The organism is Rheinheimera sp. UJ51 (genome assembly GCF_020819615.1).
GTDB classification, from domain to species: domain Bacteria; phylum Pseudomonadota; class Gammaproteobacteria; order Enterobacterales; family Alteromonadaceae; genus Alishewanella; species Alishewanella maricola.
Map to the genome: position 1 here is coordinate 190753 of NZ_JAJHOG010000005.1, position 19698 is coordinate 210450.

The 19698-nt window shown below is 45.1% G+C and carries 16 protein-coding genes; 3 read left to right on the forward strand and 13 right to left on the reverse strand.

From position 1 onward, the window contains the following. Positions 1-86: 86 nt before the first annotated feature. From LMJ53_RS08665 to LMJ53_RS08685, 5 genes are all read right to left on the reverse strand, one after another. Positions 87-2060 carry a DUF2779 domain-containing protein gene (locus LMJ53_RS08665; protein ID WP_229585686.1) on the reverse strand — a complete coding sequence of 658 codons (1974 nt, stop codon included), beginning with the start codon at positions 2058-2060 and terminating at the stop codon, positions 87-89. A 108-nt stretch (positions 2061-2168) separates the two neighbouring features. Further along, on the reverse strand, positions 2169-3275 hold the full coding sequence (locus LMJ53_RS08670) for a hypothetical protein (protein ID WP_229585687.1): 1107 nt from the start codon (positions 3273-3275) through the stop codon (positions 2169-2171). Positions 3276-3336: 61 nt separating this feature from the next. Then, positions 3337-4350 (reverse strand): helix-turn-helix transcriptional regulator, encoded by a 1014-nt coding sequence (locus tag LMJ53_RS08675; protein ID WP_229585688.1) that lies wholly within the window; start codon positions 4348-4350, stop codon positions 3337-3339. Between the two features lie 68 nt (positions 4351-4418). Continuing rightward, entirely contained in the window at positions 4419-5288 is an 870-nt protein-coding gene (locus tag LMJ53_RS08680; protein ID WP_229585689.1) for a hypothetical protein, read from the reverse strand. Positions 5289-5299: 11 nt separating this feature from the next. Continuing rightward, a complete protein-coding gene (locus LMJ53_RS08685; RefSeq protein ID WP_229585690.1) occupies positions 5300-5506 on the reverse strand; it encodes a hypothetical protein in 207 nt (68 codons plus the stop codon). A gap of 994 nt (positions 5507-6500) precedes the next feature. Between LMJ53_RS08685 and LMJ53_RS08690 the strand changes: the two genes are divergently transcribed. After that, positions 6501-7523, forward strand: a complete 1023-nt coding sequence (locus LMJ53_RS08690) for a helix-turn-helix transcriptional regulator (RefSeq protein ID WP_229585691.1) — start codon at positions 6501-6503, stop codon at positions 7521-7523. 18 nt (positions 7524-7541) lie between these two features. Here the strand turns inward: LMJ53_RS08690 and LMJ53_RS08695 are convergent, their stop codons facing one another. Then, a complete protein-coding gene (locus tag LMJ53_RS08695; protein ID WP_229585692.1) occupies positions 7542-9635 on the reverse strand; it encodes an AAA family ATPase in 2094 nt (697 codons plus the stop codon). A gap of 164 nt (positions 9636-9799) precedes the next feature. Between LMJ53_RS08695 and LMJ53_RS08700 the strand changes: the two genes are divergently transcribed. Beyond that, positions 9800-10522 carry a metallophosphoesterase gene (locus LMJ53_RS08700; RefSeq protein WP_229585693.1) on the forward strand — a complete coding sequence of 241 codons (723 nt, stop codon included), beginning with the start codon at positions 9800-9802 and terminating at the stop codon, positions 10520-10522. 61 nt (positions 10523-10583) lie between these two features. Continuing rightward, entirely contained in the window at positions 10584-12362 is a 1779-nt protein-coding gene (locus LMJ53_RS08705) for a hypothetical protein (protein ID WP_229585694.1), read from the forward strand. 172 nt (positions 12363-12534) lie between these two features. Here LMJ53_RS08705 and LMJ53_RS08710 read toward each other — a convergent pair whose 3' ends face one another. From LMJ53_RS08710 to LMJ53_RS08740, 7 genes are all read right to left on the reverse strand, one after another. Continuing rightward, positions 12535-13644 (reverse strand): PD-(D/E)XK nuclease family protein, encoded by a 1110-nt coding sequence (locus LMJ53_RS08710; RefSeq protein ID WP_229585695.1) that lies wholly within the window; start codon positions 13642-13644, stop codon positions 12535-12537. 499 nt (positions 13645-14143) lie between these two features. Continuing rightward, positions 14144-15406: a DUF2201 family putative metallopeptidase gene (locus LMJ53_RS08715; protein WP_229585696.1), complete on the reverse strand. Its 1263-nt coding sequence runs from the start codon at positions 15404-15406 to the stop codon at positions 14144-14146. Beyond that, positions 15403-16530 (reverse strand): ATP-binding protein, encoded by a 1128-nt coding sequence (locus LMJ53_RS08720; RefSeq protein ID WP_229585697.1) that lies wholly within the window; start codon positions 16528-16530, stop codon positions 15403-15405. The genes LMJ53_RS08715 and LMJ53_RS08720 overlap by 4 nt, the downstream gene beginning before the upstream one ends. Positions 16531-16604: 74 nt before the next feature. Continuing rightward, complete coding sequence (locus tag LMJ53_RS08725; RefSeq protein WP_229585698.1) at positions 16605-17102, reverse strand: dual specificity protein phosphatase family protein; 498 nt, start codon at positions 17100-17102, stop codon at positions 16605-16607. Between the two features lie 26 nt (positions 17103-17128). Further along, positions 17129-18145, reverse strand: coding sequence for an ACR3 family arsenite efflux transporter (gene arsB / locus LMJ53_RS08730; RefSeq protein WP_229585699.1), 1017 nt, complete (start codon positions 18143-18145; stop codon positions 17129-17131). Positions 18146-18161: 16 nt separating this feature from the next. Further along, positions 18162-18491, reverse strand: coding sequence for an ArsR/SmtB family transcription factor (locus LMJ53_RS08735; RefSeq protein WP_229585700.1), 330 nt, complete (start codon positions 18489-18491; stop codon positions 18162-18164). Between the two features lie 421 nt (positions 18492-18912). Continuing rightward, positions 18913-19605 carry an SIR2 family NAD-dependent protein deacylase gene (locus LMJ53_RS08740; RefSeq protein ID WP_229585701.1) on the reverse strand — a complete coding sequence of 231 codons (693 nt, stop codon included), beginning with the start codon at positions 19603-19605 and terminating at the stop codon, positions 18913-18915. Positions 19606-19698: the final 93 nt, after the last annotated feature.

The window sequence follows — 19698 nt, forward strand, 5'->3', positions numbered from 1 at the left end:
CTGGGCGCAGATTGTAGCAGAGGGTTGTCTCATTGATTGATACAACCCAAGTAAGTGCTAAGCCTATAATTAAATTGCAATTATGCTCACTCAGCTAGCGAAAACTGCCAACCTTGATAAAGCATAACCATAGCCAGGGTATCCAATTCACAGTATTTTAAAAGTGCAGATTCAAGTTCTGCCCGCTCATAATCCGACATGGCAGTAAACTGTAGCTTGCCATATGCACTCAGCGCTAAACCACCATGATTAAGCTCATCGGCTTCACTGAGTAATGCGATATCGTGCTCACTGGCATCCTGAAACAGTTTGGGAAGTGTTTTATAGGGATCAATAACTTCTCCTTCACCATTGAGTTCAATCCAGGTATGGTGTTGAAAATTCAGGCTAGGCATATGAGCCGTGCCATATATTGGAGAACTATAATAATTTTTCAGCGCATCAGAACGATTCAGTATCGCAGGTAACACCGCTTTTAGTGAATTAGAACCCTTGGTTGTGGGGTCAAAATAGTAGGCTTTCACTAACTCCAGCAGATCGACCATATCTCTGCTACCTTGCCATTTTTCCGTTTTATCCTGACCGGAATGCGTAATACTTTTAATAAAATTGATTAGCTGCTCTTTATCTGTCTCTTCAGAGGCGGCTAGCTGATTGGCAATGTAATTTAAAACGGTATTCTCATGATTTGAGTAGCGGAATATAGTGCCCTGATCACTTGATAACGCCGCTTTTAATTTACGGACGAAATCAAAGTTTGGAAACTGACCAGGCGTGGCCTCAAGAAACTGCGTTTTATGTTCTACTTTGCCATCGAGATGTAACACATGATGTGAAAACTGAAATGCTACCGTCTCGTATGGCACCATCCCCTTGAAATAGGGCAATGCCGCAGTGCTTGTTTCAAAATCAATAAAATGCAATGGATAGGTAAAACTTGCCATGACCCGACGTAACTGAGCTTTATCCATAAATACAGTATCGTCCTGATTTTTGGCTTTAGAAATTTGTAACCATTGACGGGCCGTTGTGCTCAGCGGCGTGCTGAGACTTCCATCAAAATCAATGTCCTCTTCGGTAAGCTGTTTAAGCTTAATAAGGCCGCTTTTGACAAAACGATCTGCTTTTCGGAAATTCCAAAGAGATAATACGTTAGCGTCGTTAAAATCACTATCTTGCCAGCCAAGCCTTTGTTGCCAACACTCTATAAAGCCACTTTTTAAACCCAGCTCGGTTTCATTGGGCATTGTTTTGAATTCACAGGTTTTACACTTGGCACCGAGCTCTGCAGAAAGGCGAACATCGTCAGCATAGGCTTTTGAAAAGTACGCTATATTTTCACTAAAGGAAGATAGCGGTAAGTCATCTAAATTATTACCACTGAGAATTTTGTTAACCACATGGTCTACGTTCACTTTTCTAAGCAATGGCACGGCAAGATCTTGTTGAGTTAGTGATTGAATGACCTTTACGCCTCGCCGCGAACGCTCATCACGGGTTAATAGAAACTTCTGATTTAATCCTGCGCTTTGGCAAGCTTGCTGCTTATCTGCCAACATAAGATAGGATGAAATCTTATGCTCGGGGAAGGCTGCCGCAATCACGTATTTCTGAAAGGCAACATCATAAAGATAAGGCTTCCACTTACTGTCAATTTTCCCAGATTTATTTAAAAAATCGCCATCTTTTTCTGGGTTATAAGATTTAGCTTTCACTTCGATGAGCTGAATTGCGCCCGGCGATTTAACCAACACATCTACGCGAATGAATAACTGCTGATAACGAATAGCCGCTTCAAAAATAACGACTTGATCGCGCGTCATTAATTGACGCGTTTCGGCTAAGGCTTGTTCAACATCCAGTGTTTCGATATCAATGCCACCAGAGAAGTATTGTTTAGCCAGTTCGCCAACCTGAAAGCCGCCATCGGCCAAGGCTTGTAGAAACGGATCATCGAGAGATTGATTGGCATACTCTGGCTTTGCGGTATAAAACAGCTTTGTTGGGCACTCCAAAGCAAGCTTAAAGCGGGATTTAGTAAGGTAGCGGGCCTTGGTCATATATACTCCTTTTGATGGCTATTTCCACTGATAAGAAATAGCTTGGTCTTCCTTTACATCATTAAATAACAGCCAGGTTTAGTTAAAACATGCCATAGCTGAGTAATGTTAATACCCTTCCATAAACAGTATGGCTTCAAGCTCTCGAAGGGTGATGACTTTGCTTAAGCTATATCGCTGCTTGTTCTGATTAATGTAATCTCGAAGATCACAACAAAGACGATTCGCTGCGAGTTGTGCTTTCCAGCTACCATAACCATTAGGCCAGCGCCATTCATACTCCCTTGGTCTGGAACCCCCTCTACCATCGACAAAGCCAAGGGCGCTATAGTCAGACCAGTCAGGTAAATGACTGAAAACGGGCATCTGTTTATCCAGAATACTGGTTAAGGCTGTTGCAACCCTGGAATCATAAATAACAAAGTCATCAGGCATAGCGATAGCATATAGCTTGGTATAAGCGCTATTAATGATATTACTGCGATGAACCGGCTTTCGCTTTATTATGCTGTCACATACCGATACTACCTGCTGCTGCAACTCCGCTTCAGATAGCTGCGGCCTTCTAACTCCGCCCCAATCACAAATCTCCCAAAAAAGCTGACGTAGCGCAGAGGCCGAACCAGCTTGGGTTAAGTCTGGTTTTAACGCTTTAAACCGTTGCTCAAATTGATTCAAAAGCTCGGTGTTTTTATGCCAAGTATCCGATATGCGCGGCCAAAAATAACTTTGCAAACGCTGTTCAATACCCACCACTGGTTCCACAGGAAAATAGTTTCGCTCTCGTTTGAAATATCTTTGATAGGGCACAAAAGCTAGATAATCTGCAATAAACCCTAATAGCGATTGAGCGTTAAGTGCTTTACGAGCAGGAAGCTCAACCAATACAGCCTCTTCATCCTGATAAACATCATCACTATCGTTCTGCTCTGCTTCAAACGGCAAATCACGATGAATCTTTAAACGATAACGCCCTTTGCTCTCGTAGATAAATAATGCGTTAGCCCCCTTAGTGACGTGATGTCCCTTGGGCGCACCTGATGGCCATTCGCAATAGTTTGCTGTATGAGTGCGCAAAGTAGATAGTTTATAACTATTTTTACCTACCAAAAATGAGCCATCTTTGTGTGGGGTGTGGCACAACTGCCGATAGGAAAATACAACGGGTATTTTATTATTCTGAATATCAAGCAAAATATCGTCTTGCAAGGCCATAATCTTAATCCTTTTAAATTATGTACTTAGCTTGCTGGGCCCAGCAAGCTAAGGCGCTTTCTTATATATCTGCATAACGCTTAAGCAGCGCTTGTAATTCTGCAGTTATTTCCGCCCTAAGTTCAGCTGGAGCAAGCACTTCGACATTGACACCAAAGCCGCGGATAAACTTCCTTAGTTCGTAGCAATCACGCACCGTTGCTTTTAATATTCGGCAATCATCGGCAAGCGAAATAACCTTTTGATCATCACTTAGCGGTGTTTCATCGATATAACGGGCTGCATCACCATAAAACTTAAGTTCAAGGGCAATTTTTTTATCTCGGTGTGAGCTGAACAAACCGATTTCATGTTCCTCACATATCTGAGTTAATGTTTTTGTATCAGGTTTGCCGCGATACTTCAGCTCCATGGGCAATGGAGTTAGGTTCTCCATACGATGCACCGCATAAGAGGCGGGTTTATCAATATCTAATTGCCCCTCAACCCCCAACAAATAGATCTTTTCTGCTTTAAACATCAACCCCCAAGGCATAAGCTGTTTTCTTTTGGCTTGCCCTTTCATATTGCGGTAATCAAAAGCAATGGGGTGCTGATTTTCAATGGCCGAATAAAGTACTCTTAATGCTTCGGCGTTATAGTCAGGTGAACGCCAAACGGCAGATGGCGCAACATAAATATATTGCTGCCAGCGATCCACACCGTTCTGCTTTATCGAGTTTTGAAATATCGCCTGCTGATCAATAGGTAAGAAACGAGTTACCTTGTCATTCAAGTAACTAAGTTGCGTCAACACGCCTAAGGCTTGTTTTACTGGCTCTTTCTCACGTCCATATAAGACTGGGCGAGCCGACTCTTCGGCATAGATTGGATACTCATTAAAATTGAGTAATTTATCCAGTTTGCGTCGAACGAATTGCTCCAAAATGCGGGGATTAAGGCTTTTGTCATCTATTTTATGTTGAGTACTTAACCTGCGAATAATTTCTTTCAATGATATTGGGTTAGCTGGCTTTTCGGGTAACGCTAGGAATACTTGATGCTTTGTTAAGTCTATACGGCTTACTTTAGGCAATTTAAGCCTCCTTGCTCAAAAATAACAAACTAATCCTAAGCACAAGATTAATCAATACTTTTCATTTATTAATCTAGAACTGTTCCAAGGTAAGCACTGACACATTCTTTCAGTGTATTGTCATGCAAATCAAGCACCGGCCAAATGTTACCTTGCTCATCGCGCTGATATCCCCCCGCCGTATTCCAGGCCACGGGGACATTGTGCTGCTGACAAAAAGTGAATACGATTTTATCACGCTCTCGAAGCTGCTCTGTTGTAAGAAAACCTCCCAGTGGATCATCAATATGCGGATCAGCACTGGCTTGAAACAAAATAAGATCACAGCTTGCCATTTCAGTTAAAACCTTCGGCAGCGAATCAAGATAAGCCTCTGCATTTTCGGGTATTGGTTCAATTGCGTAGGCTAAGCTATGATGCATTATCCAATCGTTTAACTGCAGTTTGTCTATAATCTCTCGAGTGCCATCGCCCTCGTGCACGTCTAAATCTAGGATCGCTATTTTGCTGACGGCCCCCTCATGCTTTAACATTAAGGCAGTAATGATTAAGCCATTAAAAGTGCAAAACCCAAACGCATCCGCATAACCTGCATGATGAAAGCCTGATACGGGTGCAACAGCAACCTGTTTGGAAACAAGTGCACTTCTCGCAGCGGCAAGCATGGATCCAACGGTATAAAGACAACTGTTAGCAACTGCAATATCTTTATTACCGAACCCATTTTTAAGAATTCCGTTCATTACGCCATCAACGTAATCAGTATCGTGAGCTAATTTGAGGCTGTCTGGTGTGACAGGCACAAAGGAACAAATCTCAATTGGCTGTGAAAGGCTAAGCCAGCGCTCTACAACAAGCGCAGGCTTAGCAGCACTCGGAGAAAAGCTTTTAACATCACTGAGAATTTCATCGCGATAAAATATCGGGAGTTTTTGCATTGGCACTCTCCTTAATAAATCTTAGGCGCTACTAAACTTTGCAAAGCATTCCCTTTCGCTATAACAGTGCCGCGGCGTAAATCCATGGTATAGTTCATGCCAGCGTAATAACGTCCAATCACTCCATCCACTGTTCGAATGGATTGATCACCACCTGGATGGTGATCGATAAAAGCATAGGGATGGCCTGCAGCGTCGCGAAGGATTTGGCTTGTCATAGATACACTCCTTGGTTGGTTATATGCCAAGTGTATACCACCGATGTTTCAATGATTGATACCTTAAGCATCACGCTAAGAGTGACGCTTAAGTTAAGTAATAGTTAGATTAGACATCGCAAAACTACAATGGCGTAATAACAGTTTGGAACAGCATTCCACAGACTCAAACCTTATGGCTGGCGTAAACCTATACGTTGTCACCCGCTTTGCATATCTTCAGGGATCTGATAACGATCAAAGCTGATGACTGCAACTTGAAGCGGATTAACTGTTGGCAGCTTTTTTATTAGTCTCGCAAATTGTTACTCGCGAAGGTCTCGTTTTTTAGCAACGCGTAAAGCTAAATAGAGGCTGAAACCCATTGCGGTAAAACAGACAATAAAAGCCACAATACCGTAAGCCTGCATTCTCATATTCCTGTTGAAAACAATTACAATCTAGCATGGCATTCGTAAAAAGGGTCATGCTCAGGGTTGTTTAATTAATTCGATGTTTGCAACTGTTCTTACCAGTCAACAAGCTTCACAAGTGATAGGTACATGGTTAGTGCGTGAAGCAACTCAAGTTAACAGTTCCAGCACACTTCCTTTGTTTTATATCGCACTTTTAGGATGAGTATTTAAAAGACGTAAATGGAACTCATAAATGCCACGGATGAATAATTCATAGCCATCACAGAGCCTTTAATGAGGATGTAAAATACCGGCTTACTGATTTTTTGAAGAAGATACAGTACTTATATGCAGTCGCGATTATCGGCGAGAACTCAAATAATTCTTGGTCTGCGTTGTGGACTCTCCTGCTTGGGGATAGTATCGGACGCGGTATAGAGCAGCCTGGTAACTCGTCTGGTTCATAACCCGCAGGTCGTAGATCTCGCTTTCTTATCGCTTTGTCGCTTCCTATTTACCTGTATTGTCTCTATTATTCCTTTAATGGCATGCATATAAGCCATTATTTTTTGCTTTAAATTACACTCAAGGATGGTTGTATGTCTGCTGCTAAATCGCACGTCACGCTCAGTCGGCAATGGGAGTTGCTTAATTTACTGCCTAATCGTGGTTTGGGTAAAACAGCTGCCGAGCTAAAGTCGCTGTTGGATGATCAGGGCTTTAAAGTTAGCAAACGCACGGTGGAACGCGATCTGAATGATTTATCCATGGTGTTTCCCATTGTCAGTGATGAAAGTAAAACAGCGCATTTATGGCGCTGGATGGATAATAAAGATATTCAGCTGCCCGGTATCAGTGTGGCTGAAGCGATGATGTTGCAACTGGTTGAAGGCACATTAAAAAGCATCTTGCCACAAGTGATGTTGCAAAGCCTGAACAGCCGCTTTAGCCAGGCGAAAAACAAGCTACAAGCACTGGAAGACAGTAACAGCAATAGCCGCTTAGCCGATAAAATTGCCGTTGTATCTCCAGCGTTACCGATGCTACCGCCCGCAACATCCCCTGTTTTATATGAGGCTGTGCAACAAGCGTTAAGTGACAATAAACAGCTAAGCGCAACATACACCGCCCTTTATGATCAACAGCAAAAACAATACCTGTTAAACCCACTTGGCTTAGTGCAGCGCGGCCACATTACCTATTTAATTGCCACAGTAGGTAGCTATCAAGATGTGCGCTTATTTGCATTACACCGTTTTACCTTATTAGCGCTTACAGAACACCCCCTGCAAAGCCCTGAGGGTTTTACCTTAGAGGGTTATTTGCAAAGTGGTGCCTTACAATTTGCCAATGGCCAGCAAATTGTGCTGCAAGCAAGAGTAAACCCGTATTTAAGCCAATTATTACAAGAAGCCCCGCTTGCTAAAGATATGCAGCTTAGCCCCGAAGTCGATGGCTGGCATCACTTAACTGCCACCGTACATGATGGGTGGCAATTAAAATGGTGGCTACTGTCTCATGGCAACAGCATTCAGGTTTTAGCACCCACCGCGCTGCGCCTTGCAGTAATTAACAGCTTGCAAGACGCTTTAGCACAGTATCAGCAAGCTGAAACACCTTAACTGAGCTTACTTTGCTCCTTATTGTAAAAAACCAATCGGTTTTGCCGTATCAAGACTTTTAAGCTTAACGTCGTTAAGTAATGCTGCAGCAAACTGCGCTGCTGTGGCAAAGGACCGAAACCGGCTTTGCCTGGCCACAGCAGCAAAATCTCCAGGCGTAAGTTGGCTTGAGGCGGCTAATCGCTGTGCGCTGTGGCGACAGGGAGAAAGCTGTAGCTGCTGACAATGCGCATCAAATAATTGCTTAGTTTGCTCTGGTTTTAAGTAGCTAAAACCGGCTTTTAAATCAAACCGGCGCAGTGAGGCCTGATCCAAGTTATCCAGTAAATTGGTGCTGGCCACAAAAACACCAGCAAAGGCTTCCATTTGCATCAGCATTTCGTTTACTGCAGACACTTGCCACTGCTGCCGCGCCCCGCGTCTATCTTGTAAAAAGCTGTCTACTTCATCTAACAACAACACCGCATCCTGTTGCTTAGCTTCCGCAAATGCCGCGGCAATTTGCTTTTCGGTTTGCCCAACATACATACCAAACAACTGGCCCGCTGTTTTTTGCAGCAGGGGCTTACCTAATTGCTTGGCTAAAAAGTGACAAAACGCCGTTTTACCCGTACCCGGTGGGCCGTATAAACATAAGCGGCCACTGCCAGCGTTTATCAACCCTTTGGTCAGCTCTAACAAATCAATGTCTGCATTAACCAAGCTGGCATCATACACGGGGCCAAGTGCATCTCTTGTTAAAGCCACATCAACTTGATGGCCCTGCGCTCGCAATGTTTGCTGCATAAGATGTTTAAGCGCTGCCACTTTTACCGGGCGTGTTAACTTCGGGTTTAACTGCGCCACCACTTTACTGGCGCGGGTAATAATGGCTGGCGTTAACTGGGGCAACGCGGCAAGTTGCATCGCCTCTTCGGCGTTAACAAGCTTTGCGGCAGCATCTTGCAGCAACGCAGCACGCTGGGCTTGTGGCGGAGACGCTAGCGCTATTACCTGATCAAAGCGCCGAATAAACGCATTATCCATTACGGTATGATCATTGGTTACCCAAAAACAGGGCAAGGTATTTTGTTCTAGCATACGGTTCATCCAGCCTTTACGAAGCTCTGCTTGGCGTGAAAAAGGGTTTTGAGCAAACACATCTTCAATCTCATCAAACAGCACGATATTTTTTGAGCTAGACAGCAAACACTGCACCATACGATATGCTCTTAACCGATTATTGCCACTGATCCCATCCCCTTCGCTGTCTTCACTGCTGACTTCAAATAACGGCAATGTTAATTTTTTTGCCAAGGCACGCACCAACTCACTTTTACCGGTTCCCGGTGGGCCATAAATTAACACATTCACACCGGGTAACTGCTGCTCAACGGCGTTTTTTAGATATGGCAGTAAAATCTGCAGATCAGTCTCAATATGCTGAAATTGTTTTAGGGTCAGCGTTGCTGGGCTGGCTTGCTGCACAATTTCTTTAAGCAGGCGTTTCACATCGTTGCTTTCATCAAATAAGTTATAAGCAAACGACACTGAAATAAACTCAAAAACATCGTCTAACGAAAAAACAGGCATCGACTCTAAAGCCAGTAAACCCGAATTGATCAAGGTACTGTTTTGACGCAACAAGGGCTGCAATTCAACCTCATTACAACCAAGTATTTGCGCTAAAATTTTTGGCAGTTGCTGCTTTTTAATATCACGCAACAACACTGCCGTGCTGTTTAACATGCGATCGGTTTTAACCAACGCCACAAAACCCAATAGTTGCTGCTCTAGCGCAGTTAAACCCATCATCTGTGCCAAGCTTTGGATATTTCGTGCTAAGGGCTCGGGCAAACATAACTCGGCCTGCAATTCTAATTGCAGTTGTTTATTTACCAAGGCACGCTGCAATTGAGTGGCACTGAGTAAATGCGCTTGAGGCGTTAAGCCTAAAGTGTTCGCAAACTCCGGATCTAATTCATCATCCATATACAGTTTTCTGAGCAGTTTTTGGCTGGTCAATAACCGAAGAGCCCATAACCGACAGATCGCGGGGGTATCAGTTTCAATAAATAAGTCAGTTTGGTTTGTTTTGGTTGCAAGCGCTTTCTTACGAATTGGCGTTGTCATAGTGTTACTTCCCTCTCGCATTACCCAATCAGAAGTTTGGTCTTTGCCAACGACAAGATAAGACGCAGAAAAAACTTTTTTCTAAGACGTATGTCGTCGCAATAACTTGCTATGCTCATCGTCTTTGCTGCGAGGATAATGGCAGCAATATAAGGAGTAATGAATTGGCACGGTATTTAAAAAAGATTGATGCGCGTCACTACAGAACGCTATTGTTTTGTGGCGATATCCATGGGCGTTTTGATTTACTGCAGACCGCTTTAGCTCGTAAAGGTTTTGTTGCTGAGCAAGATTTATTGGTGTTGGTTGGTGATTTAATCGACAGAGGCCGCTTTTGCCCTGAAACGGTTAGCTTTGTGCTGGCAGGGCTAAAACAAGGCTGCATTGTGATGGTCGCTGGCAATCACGATTTGTACCCGGTTGGTGATTACGCGATATGGATGGCCAATGACGGTGACTGGTTTGAACACCTCAAAAAGCAGCAACCTGACAAAGCCGCAACCGTTATGCAGCAGCTTGTGGCCATTGCAGAGCAACCGTTAGCCTTGGAATTGCATACCGAACAAGGCCTTATCGGTATTGTGCACGGCGATGTCCCTGAAAACGATTGGTTAACACTTTCTAACACGGCCGATGCCGAGCAAGCGCCCCGCTTACAGCGCACGCTGGTTTCTGGGCGCAGTATGCTTAAAGCTAAACAGCTGAACGCCTTAGCGTCTTTGCACGTGGCCAACATTGATTATGTGGTGTCTGGCCATACCGTTGTGCAACAGCCGCTGTTTGTGGCCAATCGCACTTATATTGATACTGGCGCTTACTACACCGAGCAATTAACCCTACTGTCACTCCCTGAACTGGTTGCTGGTTTTAAAAACAGCCGAAGCTAAGACGCAAATTGTCGCACCGAATATCAATACTGTGGTTTTAACTCATAGGTTATGGCGTGTTATGACTGCAGTTCAACATATTTCTGATAAAGCCCCGCTGGTACTGAATGCGGATCACAGCAGCAGTATTCATGATGCAACCTTAACCACGTTAAGTATCACGCAAACAGCGTTGCGACACCTTGACTTAATGCAGGTTAAAGCGCTGCAACAGCTGCATATTTGCAGCACAGTAGCGGCCGAGCGGCATCTACGCATTCAGGGCGCTTCGGCGTTACAACAAGTATTACTTCAAGGGCATACCGAAAACCGTTGGGTGCTGCATCTTGATCTTGCTGATTTTCCTCATGGCTTGCACATTATTGCGCCGGTAAGCCAACTGGATATGTGCTGGCTTAAAGAAGGCGAGCTACTGACACTGGCGCAAAAACCGCCGCAGCAGCTGTGGCAGCAAATCTATTTTTATGACTTAAACCAAATGTGGCTAGACGATTTCACGGCGCTGCAAAGCTTACCCAAAGACAGCTTACTGATTTTTAGCGGCGGTTATCAGCAAGCCATGGCCCCTGCTTTTGCTAACCTACGCCAGTTAGTGTTTACCGATATTGCCGGCATTGCTTGCTTAACCCTGTCGGGTTGTCAGTATTTAGCGGTGCAGCGAGCCATTGGCCTGCGCAGTATTGCTTTGTTAGATAACGAATTACGTGACGTACAACTACAACACTGCCCACAATTTAGCCGCTTAACCGCCCCCGCTGATTTTAGTGCAGCACAAGCACAGCTAACCGATGCCGCACACAGTATTGTCGAGTTTGCCGGCAGCTGGCAAAGCGTTAAACTGCGGCGCAGCGCACTCACTGAGCTAAATTCAGGCAATATAGCGCAATTACATGTTTCCGACTGCCCTAACTTAGTTCGCTTACGCGCTGGCTCGCCATTGGTGTTTAGTAGCGGTATTTTTGCACCAGAATTACTGGATCAAGCAAGCTTCTCGATCAATGAGGCAACGATTCGTGATGCCTTAAACAAGCTCACCGAACAGCTCGATACTGAGCTCATTGAAGCACTGTTAACCCAAGCCGCGAGGCAATCGAAACCGCATAATGTCTATCATGCCATTATGCTGTTACAAGCTTTTGCCGATCTTGGCTTTGCTGTTGATCGGCTTTGGGATATCCGCTGCGCCCTTTACTTACAAAATCAACAGCGCCCGTGCCACTTCAAGCAAGCGCCAAGCAAAATAACACCTCACTCTTGGCGCTGGAAGATCAAAAAAGATCGGATCTTTGAATCTTACGAGGCCGACTTTTTACTGTGGCTCGCGGCGTATCGGCAAGCACTTAGCGATACCGCAGATTTTATGCGCACTGCCGTTCATTCTGCACTACTGCATGAGCCGGCGGCTTTTCATACGCTTTGTAACATGTTAAGCAAAGACGATAGCCCTTTGCATATAAGCGAAAAGCTGGCGTTTATCGAGCAGCTTATCCAACAAAAAATCACGCATACCCATACCTGGTTAACGCTCAATAACACACTGCTACCGGGCCTAATGCGTCTAAGCCAGTTGTTTATTAAACTTTGCCAGCCTAACAGCCAACTTTCAGAAGAGCAGCAAACTTGGCGCTTCGCTTTGTTTGATTTTCTGAGCATCAGCTTATCACCGAAATTTTTAGCCGAAATCTTACCTTCAGCCATGCAAGCCATGCCAGAGTATGCCCGGCCTAAACTACTCGCCATGGCCAATCACAGCGAATTGCCGCATGTCGCCAAAATGGCCAATGTGTCGTTTGAAAGCGTTAAAGTTTGGTATGCCAAGGCGGCACTGGCAAGGGGGTAGTTTTTACCGTTGATGTTAAAGAAATAATTAAGGCTTCATTTGCGGTGAGATACTGTCTTTTACGTCGCCAAAAGACAGTATCTAAAGAAAATGCGACTCTACTTCCGCTCGAAAGCCCGGTGAAGTGCTTTTTAACAAAGAAGCATTTATACCTTAAAAGGCTTTTAGCTAATCACAATGCAGGAATAGCCGGTTGATTCTTAAGCTCGATAATCAGCGTATCCAATTCCAAAAGGCGGTCATAAATAAACTCAATAATTTGCTCTTGGGTGCGCACCGCTAATTGGAGGCTGTATTTACGCACTTTTAAGCGCCCATATTTCTCGAAATCACGCTTAGGGTTTAAACCTGGCATTACGATAGCATCTGCTTTTTGTTCAGTTAAACCGTCACTTAAGATGGCATAAACACAGAACTCTGTAGTATCTGCTTTGCCAGATAAGAAAAGCACAACATCCCAATCAGGCTCGTTCCAGTCGGCCAAAGAAAAGCGTAAAGCAGGATAGCCGCCCCAGTTTTGTATGCGGGCATTAACCACTTTGTCTAACTTTCTTTGTAGCGCCGTTTGTAACTGCGCCAAGTACTCGTTGATAGCATCTTGTTTAATTTGCTGAATATCTTTGATTTCTGTTAGATTTTTCAAGACAAAGTCGAGTGTTTCCTGATTTAAGGATGGCTGTGACATGAGGCTCTCCAGATGTAAGATAAATTCGCGAAGCAGTAATAGCCATTTATGAATAGGTTGAGATATAAACAGTTCAGCTAACTGAGCTTTTAAAGCAGCAATCAGCTCTGAATAGCTTATAAAATGCCAACCCTTTAGTGTTACCTCTTTCGTCGGAGCGAGCACAACAAAAAGCTTCTTTTTGTTGGCAAAGCGATTTGCTTGTTCAACCAGAATAAAATTTTCATAGTCATCAAACGGGTTATTTTGCTGATGGAAAATCTTATTTTCTACAACCATCACCCAATTAGCGCTTTCCAAAAGCAGGTCAATACGCTTACGGTCTTTGGTAACGACTTCACGTTCAGGAGGGCTTATTAACGAACAGTCAAGTTCAGATGTAACATCATTGAGGCAGTTAAATAGCGCTTTAAGCGCCGTATTACCAAGCTTATGCTGGCCGTTGTCGTTACAAAAAAATGCCAAAATATCTGTGGTGGGATTTTCGTAATAGCCTTTGCTGCCGATACTGAAAATACTTTGCTCGGCAACATTAAGCGGCGGCAGTTGTTTAAAATCAGCCAGCAACTGCTGCAGTTTTATTAATGTGGTATCCATACCTAACCTTTATTTTTTATCACTCCGTATTGAGTGATATTTTTTGCTTTGAAAGACGTTCTTAAAAAATAACTTTAAATAATATTGTTAACTTAAACAGCTTCACAAACCGATAATAGAGTAGTTTTTATTTTTTACTAGCACATTTGTCACTTAGTTAGCACAGCCACCAGCTTCCTCTTGCACAAATAGAATCTCAGAAAGCTATGCAATTTCAGAAACTTAGCTTGTTATGCTAGTCAGCATTTCACCTGCGGTGAGATACTTTCTTTTGCGTTACCAAAAGAAAGTCACTCGCCAACGGCGAAACCGCTGTTTATTTAACAAGTTATTGCGAACATGCACATAAACATTTTGGTGCATCAGGAATTGCTGTTCTTCGCTCATAACTGACAAAAAAATTTTATACATGTATCAATAAACGGCCAGTAACAATAAGCTTACTGGCTTAAATAACTATCAATATCTATCATTTAAATGGCTAACCTAGCCAATAACCTCAGCTTAACGCTAACACTTCGCCCCAATTTGCGGGTTGGCTTCCCTGCCGTGTTAATACCCAAATCACCGGGTATTGAGGGGCTTGTGCGGGTGCGCTTCCGAAGCCATCGGTAAAGAAAATTAACGCTTGTGGCGGGCAGTGGTCTGACTGCTCGTGCTGCAGATAGGCAAATACTGGCCGAAAATCAGTACCGCCGCCTCCTTTGGCTTGCCAATTTACAAGTGCGGGTAAGTCGTTATTTTCGTAATAACTGACATCAGTGACCGTGGCGTCACAACTTATTACCTGCAACCTAACTTGCTCAAACTGCCGTAACATACTGCTCATTTCGGCGAGAAACTGCGGCAAATCTGCCAGGGTACTGCCGCTGGTATCGATTGCTAAACTAATGTGCAGTTTTTTGCCCTGCCTGCCCGGCAAATACAGCCCTTGCCCTATATAACGCCGTGCGGGTCTATGCCAGCTGTAACTGCCGCTAATGGTGCGTTGAATAAAGCGCTGCAAGATACTTGGCCATGACAATTGCGGGCTTAACACGTTTTTAATAACGCGCTGCATGACACTACTTTGGTTACCAGCCATCACACCCGTAACTTGGGCTGCCGCAGCGGTATATTCGCGCCAACGATGCAGGTCTCGTTCGGTGACTGGCTGTGGCTGATAATCGGGATCTAGCTTAATAGCCGGGTGCTGAGCAGAGGATAACTCCGGTTGGTGTTGATCAAATTGCGCGTTGTCAGCCGGTAGCGATTTACCACCAATAATGTAGGTCTCATGCCACTGATCAGCGGCTGATCGGCCCAAGGTTTGATAAATTTGTTCAGCCGATTTACCACTATAACTGTGGCTAAACAGCACATTTTCAGGCATATCATCGCCCTTAAAATAATGATGCAAGATGCCATTTACTTCAAAATCACAGGCGTAATTCCAGCGCAGCGGTTCTCGATCTTGCCGGCGTATAAAATGGCCCATCACGCAGTGCCAAACCTCATGCGCCAATACAAATTTCTTTTGCGATGTGCTGCAACGTTTTATAAAGTCAAGATTAAAGAAAACGCGCTGACTGTCAGTACAAGCTGTTGTTAAACGATCATCATCGACCACCACTAAATGCAGCCGCATCGCCAGTACCGCAACAAAAGGCTGGCTTAACAAGAGATCAGAGCGTAATTGCTGTAATTCCGTAACAACGCGTTGCTTTTCACGTTGCACAGCCGCATCAGGCACAATAACCGCAACGGTTGCCTGCGCCGTCATACTGGTGCGTCCGTTAACAGTGTGGCGCCTTGTAACGCATCAAAATGCTGGCCATGTTTGTCAGACCACTGCACAAATTTTTTATGCCCTAAAAGCAACTCAGAGCGACGCTGCACTTCGTCATTGTTTGTGTGTTGAATACTGTCAATTAAGGTGAGCGTGGCAAAGTCAGACGTCATCGCTACCCCAATGTCTAAAAATCGACCAATGCGTGTTTCCATCATGGTTGGTGATTGCCACAATTGCTGGCTTAACGATGAACAAAAGGCAAACAACATATCTGGCCGCTCTGGGATCTGGATTGGAATTTTACCGTTTAGCATTAGCTGCACATCAGGCAATTCGGCACGCGCATTTAAAAAGGCTATTAGTTGATAAGCCGCGCCTGGGCCAACTAAACCACAAATAATTTTTTGCAGTAACGTTTCGTTTAGCGCGGTATGTTGCTGTAGATAAAATGACACCCGCTCCCAACTGCGCGGGCTGGGCCAACCGCGCTCAAGATCGTTTTCCATATCCATAAAGCATTGCGGTTGGTAACGCAGAAAAGCAATTAGCGCTTCATCTATTCCCTGCTGCCGCGCCCATAAGGTCCAGCTTTGCAAATCGGCGGTAAGCTCTAAATGACAAAAACGGTTGGCTAAAGCACTCGACATGGTATAAGCCACGGCGCGATCATTACTGCGATTTCCCGCTGCCATCACCAACCAACCGGCAGGTAATTGATACAAATCACCCAAGCGGCGATCTAAAATGATTTCATAAGCCGCCACTTGCAAACTGCGATCTGCAGCGGTTAACTCATCAAACAGAATAATGCCGCGGCTATCTGGATCGCGTGGCCACTCGCCGCTTAGTAACCAATCAACATGATCATCCCGCACCACCGGTAAACCACGAATATCAACCGGCTCACGTTGCGCTAGCCGAATATCAATAAAGCCAATGCCTTCTTTTTGGCATAGCTCACGCACTATAGTACTTTTCCCTACACCCGGCGGCCCCCACAACATCACGGGAGCAACTAAACGCGGTTGGTCGGTTTGGGCAAGCAGTTTCAGCTGTAGCGCTAAAAATTGGGTCAGCTCATTGGCTGTAATAGAAACTTGGCGAGCAGAAGACATAAGCACCCCTTAGGCATAAATAGCAGATCGCTAATGACGAGCCAGTTTATGCAAGAGGTGCGACAGCTTGTGTCTTATAAACTTTCAACCGCTAAATTTTCGAAATAGCGTTGATGGACCGGATGGCACAAGGCTTTGGGTCTAAGCTGCTGAACTAACGCTTGCGCTTCGGTTTTGCTGTAACCAAGCTGAGCCATTAATATTGCTGCCATAAGTCCGGTTCGACCAGAGCCGCCCTTGCAGTGAATGGCCACTTTTTTACCCGCTTGCAGCAAAACCAAGATGGCCGCTGTATAGTCAGAAAATGCAGCCTCAAATGCCTGCTCTGGCGCACAGTCATCTTCTATCGGTAACTGATACCATGATAAGCCAAGCTCTTTACAAATAGCGCCAATGCGCGCTGCGTCGTTTTGCTCTAGCTCATGTGTTGGCATCAGTGTAATAACGGCTGCCGCGCCAGCCGCTTTAAGCTGACCAATGCTGTCAGACAGACTTACGCCTTTAGTGCCCGGACACGGCGTAAACATCAGTGTGCCGGTACTCAATTCCAAATAATCAAATGGGTGCTGCATAGTAGTTCCCTTATCAGTAAAAAGTGTCAGCTAAACCAGTGCCGGGTTCGATTGGCAAACCACACCAGTGATAACATCACCGGCACTTCAACCAGCACTCCGACCACGGTTGCCAGTGCTGCACCGCTGTTTAAACCAAACAGCGCTATGGCAACTGCGACAGCCAGTTCAAAAAAGTTAGAGGTGCTAATCAAGCCGGCCGGTGCCGCAACGTTGTGTGGCAAGTGCATCTTTTTGGCAATGGCATAGGTAATGGCGAAAATGCCGTAAGTTTGTAGCAGTAGCGGAATAGCAATAAGCAAAATAATCAGCGGTTTGGCAACGATGGTTTGTGCCTGAAAACCAAACAACAAAACAACTGTCGCCAATAATCCAATGACCGACCACGGTTTGGCTTTAGCCAAAAATGCGCTGACACGCTGCTCTGTACCGCCTTTATTAAGCTGTTTGCGGGTAATGACACCCGCAATCAACGGCAGTAGCACATACAGCAGCACTGACAAAAACAGTGTTTGCCACGGAATAACGATATCGTTAACGCCCAACAGCAATGCGGCGATAGGAGCAAAGGCAAAAATCATAATAATGTCGTTCACAGACACTTGTACCAAGGTGTAATTGGCATCGCCTTTAGTCAGTTGGCTCCAAACAAACACCATTGCCGTGCAGGGCGCAACGCCGAGCAAAATCATACCGGCGATATATTCATTAGCACTTTGGGGGTCAACCCATCCGGCGAATAACACCTTAAAAAACAACCAGCCCAGTGCCGCCATAGTAAAAGGTTTAACCAACCAGTTCATCACCAGCGTAAGCATGATGCCTTTGGGCTTTTTGCCAACATCTTTAATTGCGCCAAAGTCTATCTGCACCATCATGGGATAAATCATTAACCAAATCAGCAGGGCCACCACTAAATTTATCTGGCTATACTCAATCGCCGCTATCGCTTGAAACACACCCGGCATTAGGTTGCCAAGCACAACACCAGCAACGATGCATAACGCTACCCAAACTGATAAATATCGCTCAAATATACCCATATTTTACTCAATACCTTTAAGTACCAGCACAGCACGCACCATCATTAGACACCTGACTGCTGGCAATTTGTTGTAACAAATCCAGTAACGGCAATAACTTTTCACGGTTAAGGCTATAACACACTCGCGGGTGTTCTATTTCACCGGTAACAATTTCTGCCGCCTTTAATATGCGTAAGTGCTCCGATACCGTTGATTGAGCAAGACCCACTTCGCTGGTGATTTCACCACCAATACAGGACGGTTTGCTCAGCAAAAGCTGGATAATGTGTATGCGGGCAGGATGCGCAAACGCCTTTGCAATAGCGGCCAGTTGTTCATTGGAGACCGAATTAAGAGTACTCATAAACACCAATATCGTTATTCGACGATAAACGAATATGAGGACAAGTATGACATTAGTCAAGTTAAACATGACGTCGTGGCGTCAGTAAATAAGGTGGAAATATGACTCGTTGAATCCGCCAGTGGCTGATTTGGCACAATCGCGGAGCGTCGCTAAAAGTGCATGCCGCTACGAATAATACCCTGAGCAGCGAACCGACTGAACATCGTCCGCTTAGATTTTAAGAAAACGAGAGGTTGAGTGCGGCGCTGCTGCGCCGCACCCGTGAGGTTTACACCTTCAAAAGCACATGATCATTTGGGCTTTCAAGGCAATGTGCAAAAAAATTTGTTTTGGAGAATTGCTTTTAGCGACGCAAAAGCAAGTCTCTTAGCGTAAGGTGCAACTTTTGCTTAGCTGTCTTGCCGCCAAAACAGAGCGCTTAATGACAGCCCCATGCCGCCACCAACGCGGGCACCTGAGTTGCTGCCTTGCCTTGAATAAATTGATAGCCTGTATCAATATCTGCGGCATCAAGGTTAATCAGCACTTTTTCGGCATGATCTTTGGCGTAAAACAACAAAGAGGCGGCGGGGTAAACTTGCAGTGAGGTGCCAACTACTAAAATTTTATCGGCACTGGCCACTTCTGTCATGGCCGCTGCCATAGCGGTAACTTCTTCACCAAACCAAACAATGTTAGGTCTTAGCGCTGAGCCATCGGCGGCGAGATCGCCTACGTTAAGCGCTTGGCTGCCAATCTCTTGTATTAGTTGTGGATCGCGGCTGCTGCGGGCTTCTGATAATTTGCCATGTAAGTGCAGCACCTGGCTTGAACCTGCCCGCTCGTGTAAATCATCCACATTTTGTGTGATCACCACCACTTGATAAGCCTGCTCCAATTTAGCAATAGCCAAATGCGCGGCATTCGGCTCTGCCTGTGCTGCTTGCCTGCGCCTGGCATTGTAAAAGTGGTGTACCAATTCGGGGTTGCGCGCAAAAGCTTGCGGCGTTGCCAGCTCTTCCAGCGAATATTGCTGCCACAACCCTTCGGGATCACGAAAGGTTGCCAGGCCACTTTCGGCGCTGATGCCCGCGCCGCTGATCACCACAATTTTTTGTTGCTTGTTTTGCATTTGCCGTTTATCCCTAGCCAGTCATAGTCTAAACATAGTGTAAAGTATGACCTCGACAAGATAAGTCGCGCAATCAACAACGCCATCCCACGC